Raw genomic sequence first — 13,997 nt, forward strand, 5'->3', positions numbered from 1 at the left:
AAGGACGGCAACCGGAGACGGCAGAGGAATAAGAATTCTCTAACGCATGCTCGATACTTCCACCCGAGTCATCACATGTTTTGCGCTGGCATGATCACAAAATAAAAATGCATTGATTTTTTTGTCCGTACCCCCTGTTGATGCCATGTGTTTGGCTGTGATGACGAAGCGAAACCGATCACCCATGGCATACGCTACAAGACTCACTGCACATCACAGTGGCCTTAGGGCGGCTGTGAGCTCCCCAAAGGAACCGCCGAACAAACGATCGGCGTTGGCAATGCAGAACTGCGGGGAAACGCTCCTGCACCGACAGTCAACGGCACGGTCTCGCACACCGGACACTTTGGGTGATGGACTGAACGTGTTTCGGAGGGGAAGCGATCACGAAGCACTCGCCCCGCGCACGCAGGCGGCAGCGCGCTCGCGCAGCAGGGTACGTTCCCGTTCATTGGAGGCCAGCGACGCGGTCTTCCCGGCTCCCTTAGCTCGGGGGTGAACTCCGCTCCGAAACCCTCCGCTTCGAACACCTGCCGACCCTCGATCTCGGCGCCCTCGGCGGGGCAGCACTTGATCCACTCCAACACCTCGTCCCACGAGGCGGCCTGGAGCAGCCAGCACCCGGCGATCAACTCCTTGGCCTCGGTGAAGACGCCGTCGATCACGGTGCGCTGCTTGCCGGAGAACTTGGCCCGAGCCCCCTTGGAACTGGGTGGAGCCCTTCGCCGGCCAGAAGCACACCGGCCTTGACCAGCTCCTCGTTGTAGCTGGTCATCGCGGTGATGATCTCTTCACTGGGCATCACGCCGGCCTCGCTGTTCTCGTCGGCTTTCATCAACGCCATGAACCGCATCGTCGTTGTCCTTTCCTGCGTGTGCTGTAGGGCAACGGCAGCGCCAGGCGATACCTCCTCGCTGCCTCCACGTCGAACGGCTAACAGCCGGATCGACGTCTCGACGCCAACTTTTTCGGACCGAATTGCCGGCGCAACGGCGAACTCGGTGGGGCTACCGTCGGGCAACCGCCGCGCAGCGGGGCGCGACTGGGACCGAGGAAGCGGAAACGCCGGCGAGGCTGGAGAATCGCGGCGGCGGGGTGCGGTAGACCGGGAGCGAACACATTGGCACCGCTAACAGGAGGTACCCGTGGCTCAGCCGCCATCTCCGTACGACTTCCTGCCCGAGGTCGCGAGCTTCACCGTGGTCAGCGACGACGTCACCGACGGGCAGACCCTGCCCAAGGCCCAGGTCAGCGGAATCCTGGGAGCGGGAGGCGAGGACGTCTCGCCGCACCTGAGCTGGAGTGGCTTCCCAGCGGGCACGCAGAGTTTCGCGGTCACCTGCTTTGACCCCGACGCGCCCACGGCGAGCGGCTTTTGGCACTGGGGGGTTTTCGACATCCCGGCCGACGTCACCGAACTCGCTTCCGGCGCCGGTGACGAGAGCGGGTCGGGGCTGCCGGCCGGGGCTGTGACGATCCGCAACGACGCCGGAAGTAAGCGCTACATCGGGGCGGCCCCGCCGGAGGGGCACGGGCCGCACCGTTACTTCTTCGTCGTGCACGCGGTGGACGTGCCGTCCCTGGGCATCGACGACAGCGCCTCCCCTGCCTTCCTCGGGTTCAACCTGTTCTTCCACACGCTTGGGCGAGCGATGGTCACGCCCGTCTACGAGCTGTAGGGCATCACTGCGCAGGAGCCGTCTTCACGGGTGAGGGCGGCTCCTGCCGCATGTGCGAGCGAACCTAGAGTGGACGCGAAAAACATTTGACTTCCTCCGCTCCCTTACTGGGAGGGGGTCTGCCCCTCGCGAGGTGGGTTTCCTGCTTCGTCGCCGATTGCGGACGGGGCCCGTGCCGTCTGACATCGGCTCCACAGGCCTCGCTCGCATGGCGGGCTGCGACTCCACCAGCCGCACACCCCGAACGTGGGCCCCACTGGGTCGCCCGCTCGGAGCCCAAGGAGACCCGAACCTTGTACGCTGTGCGCACACAACACAGTATGCACCAAGAGACTGTGAGTGAGCACAACGCGAAAAACGCAGGAACGCCGCCCCGGATTCCTCCCGGCCTGAAGGCCGGAGCATCCTCCGGGAAGTCAGGTAAAAAGTTTTTAAGGGGTTCTTCCTATGGGGGTTGACCGCCAGGCGACGGTGATCTTCGACTATGGCGAGGTCATCTCGCTCGCGCCGGATTCCACTGCTCGCGCGGCGATAGAACGCATCAGTGGCGTGCCGGCCGAGGTCTTGTGGCCGGCCTACTGGGCAGAACGAGGCGACTACGACCGCGGCCTGGCCGCACCGGAGTACTGGCGACGTGTGGCCCAGCGGTGCCAGACCACGTGGAGCACCACCCAACTCCAGGAGATCTGGGCTGCCGACGTGGCCTCCTGGCTCCATGTCGCCCCGACGAGTGTGGCCCTCATCGACCGGCTTGCCACGCGCGGTGTCGAGCTGGCGCTGCTGTCGAACGCGCCCGCCGACATCGCTGGTGCACTGCGCCGTTCCCCCATAGTGCGTCCCTTCAGCGCGCTGTTCTTTAGCTGCGACATCGGGCTGTCCAAGCCCGATCCCGCGATCTACCGCCATGTGCTTAGCGAACTGGCGAGCTCTCCCAGCGAGACGATCTTCGTCGACGACCGGGAGGACAACATCGTGACCGCCAAGGAACTGGGCATCGACGCCCACCACTACACGGACGCAGCGGAGCTGGAGTCGTTTCTGAGTGACCGCCTCGGTTGACGGTGAACCGGCGTTTCCTGTGAAAACGAGCTGAGCAGCGGCGGTACGAAGGGGGTATTGGGGGCGGGCCGGGGTATGATCAAACCGGCTACAGGGGCAACAGCACGCGCATAAGAGCCAATCGGTTGACATAACAACCGGAAGTGGTCAAAAGAGACGATGGCGGCGATTGTCGGCCTACTCTCGTACACAAGATCGCCGATCTTGATCCGGGCCTGTTTGCGCCCCGTACCGATCCCGATCCAAACGTTCACATCGAGTGGAAAGGATGATCGGTGTCCGCTGAGCAACCCTTCGAGCCGCAGACCATCGTAGTGACCACCGCCGGCTCGGCCCCAACGGCAGGAACGATCCTGCGGCTGCGCCGCAACGGCTATCGCGTCGTCGCCACCGATATCGACGCCACTGCGCCCGGGCTGTACCTAGCCGATCGCAGCTACATCGTGGCGCCCGGCGATACCGACGACTTCCTCGCCGATATCCGTGCCATTTGCGTCAAAGAGGAGGCACAAGCGCTCGTCCCACTGGTCGACGAGGAACTCGTCGCCGCCACGGAACTGGAGGATGCCGGGGTCGTCGTCCTGCTGCCTCGCCGCGAGTTCGTCTCACTGTGTCTGGACAAGTACGTGTTGATGCGGCGTCTGGAGGCGATGGGGCTACCGGTGCCGCGGACACGCCTGGCCACGGAATGGTCGGGCGATGTGGAGTTTCCCCTCGTGGTCAAGCCGCGGCGCGGCCGGGGCAGCCGTGGGGTCTCCACCTGCACCTCGCCCACTGAGTTGCGGCAGTTGCTCAAGGACAGCCCTTACGCGGCCGACGAGTTGATCTGCCAAACGAGGGTTCCCGGTACCGAATTCACGGTCTCGGTGGTGGTCTGGCGCGACGGGGTGGTGCAGGCGGTCGTACCGAAGGAGGTCATCCTCAAACGGGGAGTCACGCAGTTCGCGGTGACCCGCCGCAACGAACGCATCACGCGCATGTGCCGCCAGGTGCAGCAGCGGCTGCGCGCCGACGGCCCGTTCAACGTCCAACTGGCGCTGGACGACGCCGGGGAGCCCTATATCTTCGAGATCAACCCACGTTTCTCGTCAACGACCGCACTGACCTCGGCGGCCGGGGTCGACGAGGTCGCCGGTCTCCTCGACCAGGAACTGCGGGGCGGCTCGCGGCTCCAAGACGAGTGGCGCACCGGCCTGGCGATGGTTCGTCGCTGCGCCGACGAGTTCCTGGACGAGGAGCGGTTCGCTGCTCACGGTCTGCTGGCCAGCCACACAACTCCCACGGACAACGCCGGCCCTGTGGCAGACGTTGCTGAATGAGCGACTACGGCACTGATGACAGCGTTGTGCCCCCACCCGCCGATCTGATCGATCCGCTGAGTACGGCGGTGCGGCAGGTGGGGGCGCTGCTGCGCGAATGGCGCGCCGATCCAGCGGCCACCGACGGGGGGTGGCAGGGACAGCAGTTCAAGGCCCACGCCGATGGAATGGCCCATGAGGCGCTGACCCTGCGATTGCACGCGATCACGCCGGGACTGCCCGTGATCAGCGAGGAAGATCCCGAGTCGCTGTACGGCCCCCGTCCGGCCGGTTACTGGCTGATCGACCCGATCGACGGCACGGCCAGCTATGCCCACGGGTTCGCGGGCTATGTCACCCAAGCCGCGCTAATCGTCGACGACACTGCGGTGGTAGCCGCGATCTACGCGCCGGAGTTCGACATCGTCTACGCGGCCATGCACCGGGGCGGCGCCACCGCCAACGGAGTGGCACTGCCCGCTGTGGCGGCCCCGCTAGAAGGTGGGATCGTCACCGACAACACTCCCGAACCGCGGGGGATCGCCCGGGCGGTGCGGGATTACCTCGGCTACACCGGCTACCTGGAGTGCGGCAGTATCGCGCTGAAACTGTGCCGGATCGCCGAAGGGGCGGCCCACCTGTTCGTGAAGGATGTCACCGTACGCGACTGGGACGTAGCGGCTCCGGGGTTGATCCTGGCCGAGGTGGGCGGGTGGCTACGACGGCTGGACGGCACCCGCTTCAGTTATCGCGGTGACTTCGCACACACCGGCCTCATCGCCGCCGCGGACGCGGCCACATGCGCGGCCGTTGCCGCTTGGTACAGCGGGGGTGAGCCCGCCGCGAGCCCCGCACGGTGACACTCGCGCGCCAGTCCTACCGCGGATTCTTCCCTTAGCAGGGAATTGACTGCGAGGGAAGTACGTTTCGGGGAGATTTGCGAAGTTTCACCATGGGGTCAGGTTTCCACTCCGGGGTAGTCGACGTATCGTAAATCAACCCATCATCGCGCGGAGGGGGTGTGCGGTGGATGACGAACGTGTCCCCGAGAGCCGGATGCGGGCCTCGGACGCCGACCGGGACGCTGTCGCCGAACGTCTCGCCATCGCCCTGTCCGAAGGACGACTTGATCTCAACGAGTACGAGCGACGCCTGGACCTGGCGATGAACGCTGTGGTCATGGGAGATCTGACGCCGCTGACGGCCGATCTCCCAACGCCCGTCGAAACTCAGCCCGCGGAAAGCGACGAAGGGAAGGGCCTCGTCACCTCGGAGGCCCCCGGGTTTCCCACGGCCTCTGGATGGCGGGAATGGGTCGACGAATGGCGTTGGTGGCTGGGCGGCGCCGTCATCATGACCGGCATCTGGGGAGTGACCAGCATTGTTGGCGGGGCGCTCCTGCCATTTTGGCCACTCGTCCCACTCGGGATCTGGGCGGCGATCCTTATCGCCGCGGCGATCTGGCCCGATGACAGCACCAATCGCCGTGATTGATCTTGGCGCCTTGACGACAGCGGAACATAGACTGTAAAGGGGATGACACGGATTTTCCGGGAGCCAGACGCCCGGCTTACCCAGGAGTCGGTATGGACGAAGAAGGTCAAGAACAGTTGCGCGTGTCCGACGCCGACCGCGACGCCGTCGCGGAACGGCTGGGCACCGCACTGTCGGAAGGCAGACTGGACCTCGCCGAGTACAACGAGCGGTTGGAAACGGCCATGGCCGCCAAGACCTTCGCAGACCTTGCCCCACTGACCAAGGACCTGCCCGTGTCGCTGTCGGAGACCACTACGAGCCACGACAGCTCCGAGCCACTGGACCTCGCCGCTGTCGGCGAGGCCAACACACCCCAGCGACGCTGGCACGACCACATCGACCAATGGCGAGGCCTGGGCGGCTTGGCAGTGATCCTGGTGGGGATCTGGGTCGTCACGAGCGTGGTCGCCGGGCAGATGCTGGCATTCTGGCCCGTGTGGCCCCTGGGCTTCATGCTCATCTTCACCATCGCTTCGCAGGTCAGCGGAAACAGAAAACGCTAACACCACGGCATCGCCGATCTTGCCGATCTGACCGGCCTCGACCGGGCGTGGGGCACGCCCGTCGCCACGGCGGCACCAGCCCCCCGGCCGACAACACCGACAGGGGGCTCCCAGCTCGCGCCTCGACCGCTGCGCGATCTCGGGCAGCCAGAGGGGGACGGTATCCAGGGCGGGTGTCACCACCTCCCCTGTGCCACAACAAGGCGCCTGTTTCGCTGTTCCGCGAACAGTCACGCCACCCCGGGGCCTCCTCTCCAGAGAGAGGGGTCCCCGTCGTCGCCTCCCGGCCTCTAGCGGCCTTCCCCCACCCCAGGACCACCCACGTCGCTGCGCCCAGCCCTCAAGCCACCATGCCCTCTCAGAGCACCGATCCTCCGAAACGATCGAGAAAAATCGCCCCAGCGATCCCGCCCCAAGCTGTCGCACCCTCCCAGCCCGCCGAGACCGCGAATCGTTGGAGAGAAGCGACCGCAGCCACCCCAGTTCCCAGGTGGCCGTGCCCTCTCAAGCTGCCGCGACCGCGCAGTGATCGAGACACGAACAAACGACACCATCTACCCACTCCCGGCTTGACAAACCCATAGATCCCCGCGCCATGCCGCCGGTGGCGCCCTGGCTTAGGTCCTGTTGTTTGGAAGGGCGGCGAGAGCGAGCGGTGGGTGGAAACGGGCGAGCGCGTCCGCCGGCGCCCCGCGGGCTGTCGAGATCGCGCGGCGATCAAGGCACGAGCCGACGAAGAACGCCCCCACGGCCCCACCCGTTAGAAAACCAGAATCTAGCCGGCGGCGTGCAGCCAGCGCACCGGGGCACCGTCACCGGCGTAGCGGAACGGCTCCAACTCCTCGTCCCAGGCGCGGCCCATAAGACGTTCGAGCTGTCCGACGAGTTCACCGTCATCGCCGGCTGCGCGGTCCATAGCGGCACGAATCCGCGCCTCGGGGACGAGAACCTCGCCGCTGGCCCCCGTCACAGCGGTGTAGACGCCCAGCGTGGGGGTATAGCTGTAGCGCACGCCGTCACATCCGGGTGAGGCATCTTCGGTGATCTCAAAGCGGAGGCGCTGCCAATTGTTCAGAGCCGACGCGATACCGCCGGATGTGCCGGGGGCTCCCTGCCAGTTGAGCTCAGCGCGGTAAGTACCGGGAGCCGCCGGCTGGGGCTGCCAGTCGAGTTTCACAGGCACGCCAACCACACCCGCGACCGCCCACTCGACGTGTGGGCACAGCGCCGCGGGCGCGGAGTGGACGTACAGGACGCCACGTGCGGACACCGAACCTCCTGATACGAACGAGTGCGCTTCCCCGACGCCCTCGAACCCGCAGCGAAGATGAAGATGTCCGTGATGAGTTCTCTCCGCGAACTATTGTGCCCCATGCGCCCCAGCGACACCAGGGCTCTTTGACAGCCGGAGCCCCCAGGGACCGAATGCGACGGAACCCACAACATTCACCGCCACGAACAGTTACCGTTCTTCTCCGTATGTGACAGATATATGAACCCACTTGGGGGGAACGGGTGCCAGACCAACCCGATGGCGATATCCCGGACGCGGAACTCGTGTGGCGCGCCGCGCAGGACAGCGCCGAAGCGTGGGAACTTCTGGTATCACGCTACTCGAAGCTGCTGTGGGCCGTTGCCCGATCTTACGGCCTCTCCACCCATGATGCCCAGGACGTCGCGCAAACCGTATGGCGCACCCTGGCCGAACACCTCCCCCGGCTCCGGCACCCCGAGAGCTTACGCACCTGGCTGGCCGTCACCGCCCAACGCGAGTCGTTTCGGCACCTGCGCGCGCGACACCGTGCCCGGCCATGCGACCCCACCGACCTCCTCGACATCCCCACCGACCACGACCCTGCCCAACAGCACGTGGCCGGCGAACGCGCACGACTGGTCCGCGAAGCGCTGCGGCTGCTTCCGGTGACCGAACGGATCGTGGCCGTGCTGCGTATGGACGCCCCGGAACTGACCGTTGCCGACATCGCCGAGATCGCCGGCGTGCCGGCCCATGAGGTGCGCAACATCCGCCGACGCGCGTTTCGCAAACTACGCAGCCACCTGGAGCCTCGGCTCACGGAAGGCTCCCCGGACACCTGAAGCGCCCCCACCGCGACAGCGGCCGGTCTGGCCGGCTAGAGAACTCCGTGACCATGCATCATCGAAAGACACGAGATCAACCACACCGTGGCTGCCGCCCCGGGCCCGCCAACCGCCCCGGTCGGGCCGTAACGCTGGGAAGGACACCTACATGCCCCTCGACGACCCCACTGACGACGAGTGGTTCGTGATCCGCGCTCTGGGGGGCTCCGCGCCGGTGGATCCGATGCCCGCAGAGCTTCCCGCCAAGGCCCGCGTCGGCTACCGGGCGCGCCGCCCAGAAGCCGACGTCGCGGACCTGGTCGACGACTCGGCCACGGACCCACCGCGGGGCGTACGCGAGCTCTCGGCGTTCGGCGAAGGCACACGTCTGCTGACCTTCGCAACCCCCGATGTCCACGTGCGACTGGAGATCACCTCACGGGACCGGTTGTGCGACATCGTGGGGCAGCTCACCCCGGGCGGGGCCGGCACGGTCGAAGTGCGCTGGGATGACGGGGCCACGACAGCAACCGTGGACACGGCGGGGGCCTTCGTCGTCCACAACATCCCGCCCGGCCCCATGAGCATCGTGTTCCACCGCACCGGTCAAAGCCCCCTCGCCACCCGCTGGGTGACCGTCTAAGCCCACTCCCCCAGCCACAGGTTCCCCACGGCGAGGTGTGCCAGACGACACCGGCCACCGCCGGCCTCGCCAACGCCCGGACCGATGGCTCCCATGTCTGGCGCACGATCGTCACCGACCGAAGGCGACAAAAGATATGACGAGTCAGCGACCCGGGACCGACGAGCGTGCCCCTCACCCCGTGGCCTTGGTAGGACGTGACCCTGGACACGCGCGCCACCACGCCGAACGTGTCCTCGCCGAAGCGCGCGACCCCGCGACGCGGTCAGTGGCGCTGCGGGCCCGCGGGCTGGCGCTCCACGAGCTCGGCGACACGGCAGCAGCCCACCACTCCCTGGCCCGTGCCGCCGAGGTGGCCCAGCGCGCGCACCTCCCCCACCTGGCCGCCCAGGCCCGAGCCTCCCGCCTGGGCCTGCTGGCACGCCGCGGCGCAGGCGCGGCAGCGCTACTGGAGCACGCGGTGCGTCGCGAGCCCGCCACACGCGCGCTGGCCCTGCTCAACCGGGGAGTCGCAGCCTCCCAGCAAGGACGGTTCGACGCCGCACTCAGCGACTTCGACGCAGCCGAGCAGCGCCTGCGCGGCGGTGGAGACGACAGGCTCCTACTGCCAGGGCTGCTCAGCAACCGCGGGCTCGCCCTGCTCTACACCGGCAACCCCCACGAATCGACAGCGGTCCTGGAACGGGCGGCGGAACTGGCCCAACGCCACCATCTGCACCACCTGCGCGGACTGGCGCTACAGAACCTGGGATGCGCGGCGGCGGGGCAGGGAGACATCGCCCGGGCCATGCTGCTGTTCGCCACCGCCGCCGGATTCCTGCCCCCCGGGCCTCGCGAGACGCTCCTCATGGATCGCGCCGGCGCGCTGCTGGCAGCCGGACAGTTCCGGGACGCGGAAACCCTGCTGCGCTCGGTGGCACCAGCCATGGCCACAGACGCCGGCGCGGGCTACGCCACCCACCTGCTGCTGCGGGCCAAACTGCTGCTGGGCATCGGCGACCGGGACGGCGCGGCGACCCTCGCCCGGCGCGTAAACACCGCCTTCGGCCCGGCCTCGGTGTGGAGCCGGCTGGCGCGCCAGATCGAATGGGCGGCGCGCCACGTGCCCCCGGCCCCGACCACCAAACTCGGGCAGGCACAGCCCCGGCGCACCTGCGCCCCGCTTGCGCGGGCGCCGCGGGAAGCGGCGAGTAGGCACGCTGGGGTCAGCGCGACGGCGGCGGCAGCGACCCTAGCCTCCAGCGTCGCCACCGCTCCCCTGGGCGCGCCCGCCCTCGCGGCTCCCCCACCTTCGCGGCTGCGGGCGTTGCGCGCCCTTGCTCAGGGAGACCACACCGCCGCCCGCGCCCACCTGGAACGCCCCGACGATACGGCGCGGCCGGGGCGCCTGACCGTGGCGGGACACCTCGAACCCCTGGCGCACGTGCCCACCGCGGCCACCACGATCGCGCGGGCGGGCGCGCACCTGGCGCTGGAGGCCGGACAGGCGTGGCCGGCGCTGGAATGGATCGAGCGGGTCCCCACCGCCCCGCGCCCCAAGCGGCGTTGCCGCGACACGAGTTGGCGGCGCCTCCTTGACCGCTACCGCGCCGCGTGCGCCCGCGCGTGGACCCACGGCGACCAAGACGAGCCGTGGGCGCACGGTCACACCCCTCTCGACGAGGTGGAGCGGATCGAGACCGAACTCGGCCTGGCCCAGTGGCACGCAGGATGCGTGCGCCGCTGCGCCCCGGAGGTCCCGGCGACGGGCGCGGCGGGGCCGACGTTGGCCAGCGCCTTGGGACGCCGCGTGTTCCTGCGCTATGTCGAACTGGCCGGGCAGGTCAACGCCGTGGTGATGGTCGACGGCGAGGTCACCCTCCGCCCGTTGGGCGAGGCGGGCGCGATCGCCGACGCGGCGGCGAAGCTGCTGCACGCCGCGCGGCTCAACGCCGTCGCGCCCGAGGTGGGACAGGACGCGGTCACCGCCGACCGTGCATCACACCTGGCCGACCTGCTCGTCGCGCCCGTGGCCGACCTCCTGGCGGAGCGTCCCGTCGTTCTCGCCCCCGAACCGGGGCTTCCCGGCCTGCCATGGGGGCTACTCCCCGGCCTGACCGGGCGCCCGCTCGTGGTAGCTTCCTCGGCCCGCGCGTGGCTTTGCCGCCGGCGGCGCGTACGCCACCAGCTCGCGGCCGAACGAACCGTGCTGGTTGCCGGCCCCGACCTGCCCGGGGCGGGCGGGGAAACCCGCCGGCTGCGCCGGATCTATCCCGGCGCTACGCTGCTGGCCGGCGAGGGGGCGGCCCGCCCCACCACGGCGCGGGTACTGGCTGAGCTGGGACGAGCTGACCTCGCTCACCTGAGCGCGCACGGGGTGTTCCCACCCCGGAGCCCGATGCTGTCGGGGCTGCTGTTGGCCGATGGGCCGCTGCTGGCCTACGATCTCGAACGCGCCCACCGTGTACCGCGAGTGACGGTGCTGTCCTCCTGCGCGGTGGGACGCTCGGTGGCCTCCCCCACAGGGGTGCCGCTGGGGCTGGCCGCAACGCTGCTGGCGATGGGCGCAACCACGGTCGTCGCCGGGATACTGCCGGTGCGCGACGACGCGATAACCGACGCCATGACCCGAGCCCACACCGATTTGAGCAGGGGTGTTTCCCCGGCGAAGGTCGTGGCCAGGCATCTGGCCCACGCGGGGTTCGTGTGCTTGGGCGCCGGGTAAGCCCACGGACACGAGGAACGGCCTCAGGCGCAGACGAGCCGAGCCGGCCGTAGCCGCCTGAACCGAGGCCGGTAACGTACGGTACATGGGCGAGACCTATAACATGCCGGACCCGTGGGGCAGCGCGGCAGAGGACGAGCGGCGAACCTTCGAGATCGAGGAGGCCCACGCGCTGATGCCCCAAGTACGCGCCCAGGTGGCCGAACTGGTGGAGGTACGGGCCGATCTGGCCGAACTCGCGGCTGATTTGCGCGCCACCGACGGTTCGTCGCTGGGAGGCATGCCCGAACTCAAAGCATTGGAGGCACGGCTGAGCGAATTGCAGGCGTGGTTCCCCGAACAGGGCATCGAGGTCAAAGGGCTGGCGCCGGTGCTGCTGGACTTTCCCGCCGTCCTGAGCGGAGTATCGGTACGGCTGTGCTGGCTGGAGGGCGAGCACGAACTTGGCTGGTACCACCGCACCGACCTCGGATTCATCGCCAGGCGTCGGCTGCCGCCGACGGCCGCGGCCCACGATTGAGCTGACCGAGCTGAAGCAGCACGACTGGGCAGCCCACCGTCCTGCATGAAGGTGTCCCACTGTGGTAGGCGGCGAATATGACTGCCTACGACCCTGAGCACGACCCTGAACGCGGCTCCGACCCGATCAACGCCGAAGCCACAGACTGGGAAGCGGCTGGGCTGCCCGCCCAAGAGGACGACACCGAAGACCAGATACTGCCTGGGGACGAACCGGTGGCGATGAGCGAGTTCGGCCCCACCGGCACCGATGACGAGGCCGGAGAATCTCTCGACACAGCGGTGTCGCGGGAAGTTCCCGACGTCACCGCTGCCTTCCAGGAGAGCGAGGAAGAGGGCGAGACCGTAACGGAGCCCGGACTACGGCTGGTGGAGGAGGACGAGGGCGCCCGCGAGGACCGAGAGGCCAGCCTGGTGGCCGAGGAAGCCGGCACCGACCAGGCAGCGATGAGCGCCGAGGAAGAAGCCGTCCACACCGAAGAAGAGCCCGAAAGCATCTGAGGCGACCACGCCGAACCGTTGCCGTGGGACACTAGCGGGCGAGTATTCAGCGGAAAGCCCAGCCGCCCAAGCGAGCCACCCCGGCGGCCAGCACAACCACCCCGGCCCGGCCGCCTCTAGACTCCGCCCCATAAATAACAAAAAGATAACCCGCAACAAATCCCCAGGTCATTTCCTGTGAGCCCCGCGCACGCGGGGATGGACCGCGCGTCGCGCACCTGCGCGCTGAGTTCGCGCAGTGAGCCCCGCGCACGCGGGGATGGACCGCGCGTCGCGCACCTGCGCGCTGAGTTCGCGCAGTGAGCCCCGCGCACGCGGGGATGGACCTTCGGGCTCGCCCCAGGGACACGGCACCGCGACGTGCTCCCCGCGCGAGGGGTGGTTGTGTTCGGCGGGGTGGGAGAGTGCGTCGTCCGCTCGTGCCTCGATCGCTGCGCGATCTCAGCAGCCTGAAGGAGGCGCGGTGGTTGAGGTGACATGAGAAGTGTGGGGGCACGGTGGCTGGGGTGACACGAGAAGTGTGAGTGTGGGGGCGCGGTAGTTGAGGCGCCCTGAAGGGGGGCGGTGGTTGAGGTGGCGCGAGACGATACGGGCACCCCGGAGTCGAAGGGGCATGAAACGAGGCCGGTGGCCGCCCGGGCGAAGGAACACTGCGCTAGGTCGACACACAACAAGCAGGCGACAACCTCCCCGGATACGGGGCCCGGTGAGCGCAGCCGCCCAAGGGCAGGCGGCGCCATGACCGCGCCATGGCCCACCCGGTGGCCAAGGCGCGAGCACACCCGCCCAAGGGCAGGCGGCACCCCCGAAAAGTGGCAGGCGAGCCCCTCGGCATACCCCCCTGCGCCCGACACTCCGAGAAGCGACACCAAGCTAGGCCCCAGGCACAACCCCTGCGGCAGATACCCCGAAGGACGACGCAAGGCTAAGGCACCCACCCCAGGCACACCCCACCCTCAGCAACCGGGCGGATTCCTGTGGGGACGTGGCGCTAGGGCACCCGCCCCAAGCACACCCCACCCTCAGCAACCGGGCGGATTCCTGTGGAGACGTGGCGCTAGGGCACCCGCCCCAAGCACACCCCACCCTCAGCAACCGGGCGGATTCCTGTGGAGACGCGGCGCTAGAACACCCACCCCAAGCACACCCCACCCTCAGCAGCCCGGCGGATTCCTGTGGAGACGCGGCGCTAGAACACCCACCCCAAGCACACCCCACCCTCAGCAGCCCGGCGGATTCCTATGGAGACGCGGCGCTAGAACACCCACCCCAAACACACCCCACCCTCAGCAGCCCGGCGGATTCCTATGGAGACGCGGCGCTAGAACACCCACCCCAAACACACCCCACCCTCAGCAGCCCGGCGGATCCCTATGAAGACGCGGCACTAGAACACCCACCCCAAACACACCCCACCCTCAACAGCCCGGCGGATCCCTATGAAGACGCGGCACTAGAACACCCACCCCAAACACA

14 protein-coding genes are annotated in these 13,997 nt (G+C 68.1%); 11 read left to right on the forward strand and 3 right to left on the reverse strand.

The window, feature by feature from the left end:
• Positions 1–224: 224 nt before the first annotated feature.
• Both ABD848_RS24945 and ABD848_RS00060 read right to left on the reverse strand, forming a co-directional pair.
• Complete coding sequence (locus ABD848_RS24945; RefSeq protein ID WP_425567371.1) at positions 225–665, reverse strand: YciI family protein; 441 nt, start codon at positions 663–665, stop codon at positions 225–227.
• Positions 662–853 carry a YciI family protein gene (locus ABD848_RS00060; protein ID WP_344966147.1) on the reverse strand — a complete coding sequence of 64 codons (192 nt, stop codon included), beginning with the start codon at positions 851–853 and terminating at the stop codon, positions 662–664. The genes ABD848_RS24945 and ABD848_RS00060 overlap by 4 nt, the downstream gene beginning before the upstream one ends.
• 292 nt (positions 854–1,145) lie before the next feature.
• On the opposite strand from ABD848_RS00060, the gene ABD848_RS00065 reads away from it, so the two are divergent.
• From ABD848_RS00065 to ABD848_RS00090, 6 genes are all read left to right on the forward strand, one after another.
• Entirely contained in the window at positions 1,146–1,679 is a 534-nt protein-coding gene (locus ABD848_RS00065) for a YbhB/YbcL family Raf kinase inhibitor-like protein (protein ID WP_344966148.1), read from the forward strand.
• A 447-nt stretch (positions 1,680–2,126) separates the two neighbouring features.
• The gene (locus ABD848_RS00070; RefSeq protein WP_344966149.1) at positions 2,127–2,738 is read left to right on the forward strand and encodes an HAD family hydrolase; all 612 of its coding nucleotides are present in this window, start codon (positions 2,127–2,129) and stop codon (positions 2,736–2,738) included.
• 275 nt (positions 2,739–3,013) lie between these two features.
• Positions 3,014–4,057, forward strand: coding sequence for an ATP-grasp domain-containing protein (locus ABD848_RS00075; RefSeq protein ID WP_344966150.1), 1,044 nt, complete (start codon positions 3,014–3,016; stop codon positions 4,055–4,057).
• Positions 4,054–4,896 (forward strand): 3'(2'),5'-bisphosphate nucleotidase CysQ family protein, encoded by an 843-nt coding sequence (locus ABD848_RS00080; protein ID WP_344966151.1) that lies wholly within the window; start codon positions 4,054–4,056, stop codon positions 4,894–4,896. The genes ABD848_RS00075 and ABD848_RS00080 overlap by 4 nt, the downstream gene beginning before the upstream one ends.
• Positions 4,897–5,092: 196 nt before the next feature.
• Positions 5,093–5,530: a DUF1707 SHOCT-like domain-containing protein gene (locus tag ABD848_RS00085; RefSeq protein ID WP_344966701.1), complete on the forward strand. Its 438-nt coding sequence runs from the start codon at positions 5,093–5,095 to the stop codon at positions 5,528–5,530.
• 92 nt (positions 5,531–5,622) lie between these two features.
• On the forward strand, positions 5,623–6,075 hold the full coding sequence (locus tag ABD848_RS00090) for a DUF1707 SHOCT-like domain-containing protein (RefSeq protein WP_344966152.1): 453 nt from the start codon (positions 5,623–5,625) through the stop codon (positions 6,073–6,075).
• Between the two features lie 775 nt (positions 6,076–6,850).
• Here ABD848_RS00090 and ABD848_RS00095 read toward each other — a convergent pair.
• Positions 6,851–7,345: a DUF3145 domain-containing protein gene (locus tag ABD848_RS00095; protein ID WP_344966153.1), complete on the reverse strand. Its 495-nt coding sequence runs from the start codon at positions 7,343–7,345 to the stop codon at positions 6,851–6,853.
• Between the two features lie 245 nt (positions 7,346–7,590).
• Between ABD848_RS00095 and ABD848_RS00100 the strand changes: the two genes are divergently transcribed.
• From ABD848_RS00100 to ABD848_RS00120, 5 genes are all read left to right on the forward strand, one after another.
• Positions 7,591–8,172, forward strand: coding sequence for an RNA polymerase sigma factor (locus tag ABD848_RS00100; protein ID WP_344966154.1), 582 nt, complete (start codon positions 7,591–7,593; stop codon positions 8,170–8,172).
• A 151-nt stretch (positions 8,173–8,323) separates the two neighbouring features.
• Positions 8,324–8,797, forward strand: a complete 474-nt coding sequence (locus tag ABD848_RS00105; RefSeq protein WP_344966155.1) for a hypothetical protein — start codon at positions 8,324–8,326, stop codon at positions 8,795–8,797.
• 136 nt (positions 8,798–8,933) lie between these two features.
• Positions 8,934–11,501 (forward strand): CHAT domain-containing protein, encoded by a 2,568-nt coding sequence (locus ABD848_RS00110; RefSeq protein ID WP_344966156.1) that lies wholly within the window; start codon positions 8,934–8,936, stop codon positions 11,499–11,501.
• 85 nt (positions 11,502–11,586) lie between these two features.
• Positions 11,587–12,021 (forward strand): DUF2203 domain-containing protein, encoded by a 435-nt coding sequence (locus ABD848_RS00115; RefSeq protein ID WP_344966157.1) that lies wholly within the window; start codon positions 11,587–11,589, stop codon positions 12,019–12,021.
• A 77-nt stretch (positions 12,022–12,098) separates the two neighbouring features.
• On the forward strand, positions 12,099–12,521 hold the full coding sequence (locus tag ABD848_RS00120; protein ID WP_344966158.1) for a DUF5709 domain-containing protein: 423 nt from the start codon (positions 12,099–12,101) through the stop codon (positions 12,519–12,521).
• The last annotated feature ends 1,476 nt before the right edge of the window (positions 12,522–13,997 follow it).

This window comes from Salinactinospora qingdaonensis (assembly GCF_039539445.1).
Lineage (GTDB): Bacteria > Actinomycetota > Actinomycetes > Streptosporangiales > Streptosporangiaceae > Salinactinospora > Salinactinospora qingdaonensis.

Bases quoted from the DNA above. Each gene is read 5' to 3' on its own strand.
- ABD848_RS00060 (WP_344966147.1), bottom strand. From the start codon at position 853: ATGCGGTTCATGGCGTTGATGAAAGCCGACGAGAACAGCGAGGCCGGC.
- ABD848_RS00070 (WP_344966149.1), top strand. From the start codon at position 2,127: ATGGGGGTTGACCGCCAGGCGACGGTGATCTTCGACTATGGCGAGGTC.
- ABD848_RS00080 (WP_344966151.1), top strand. From the start codon at position 4,054: ATGAGCGACTACGGCACTGATGACAGCGTTGTGCCCCCACCCGCCGAT.
- ABD848_RS00085 (WP_344966701.1), top strand. From the start codon at position 5,093: ATGCGGGCCTCGGACGCCGACCGGGACGCTGTCGCCGAACGTCTCGCC.
- ABD848_RS00090 (WP_344966152.1), top strand. From the start codon at position 5,623: ATGGACGAAGAAGGTCAAGAACAGTTGCGCGTGTCCGACGCCGACCGC.
- ABD848_RS00105 (WP_344966155.1), top strand. From the start codon at position 8,324: ATGCCCCTCGACGACCCCACTGACGACGAGTGGTTCGTGATCCGCGCT.
- ABD848_RS00110 (WP_344966156.1), top strand. From the start codon at position 8,934: ATGACGAGTCAGCGACCCGGGACCGACGAGCGTGCCCCTCACCCCGTG.
- ABD848_RS00115 (WP_344966157.1), top strand. From the start codon at position 11,587: ATGGGCGAGACCTATAACATGCCGGACCCGTGGGGCAGCGCGGCAGAG.
- ABD848_RS00120 (WP_344966158.1), top strand. From the start codon at position 12,099: ATGACTGCCTACGACCCTGAGCACGACCCTGAACGCGGCTCCGACCCG.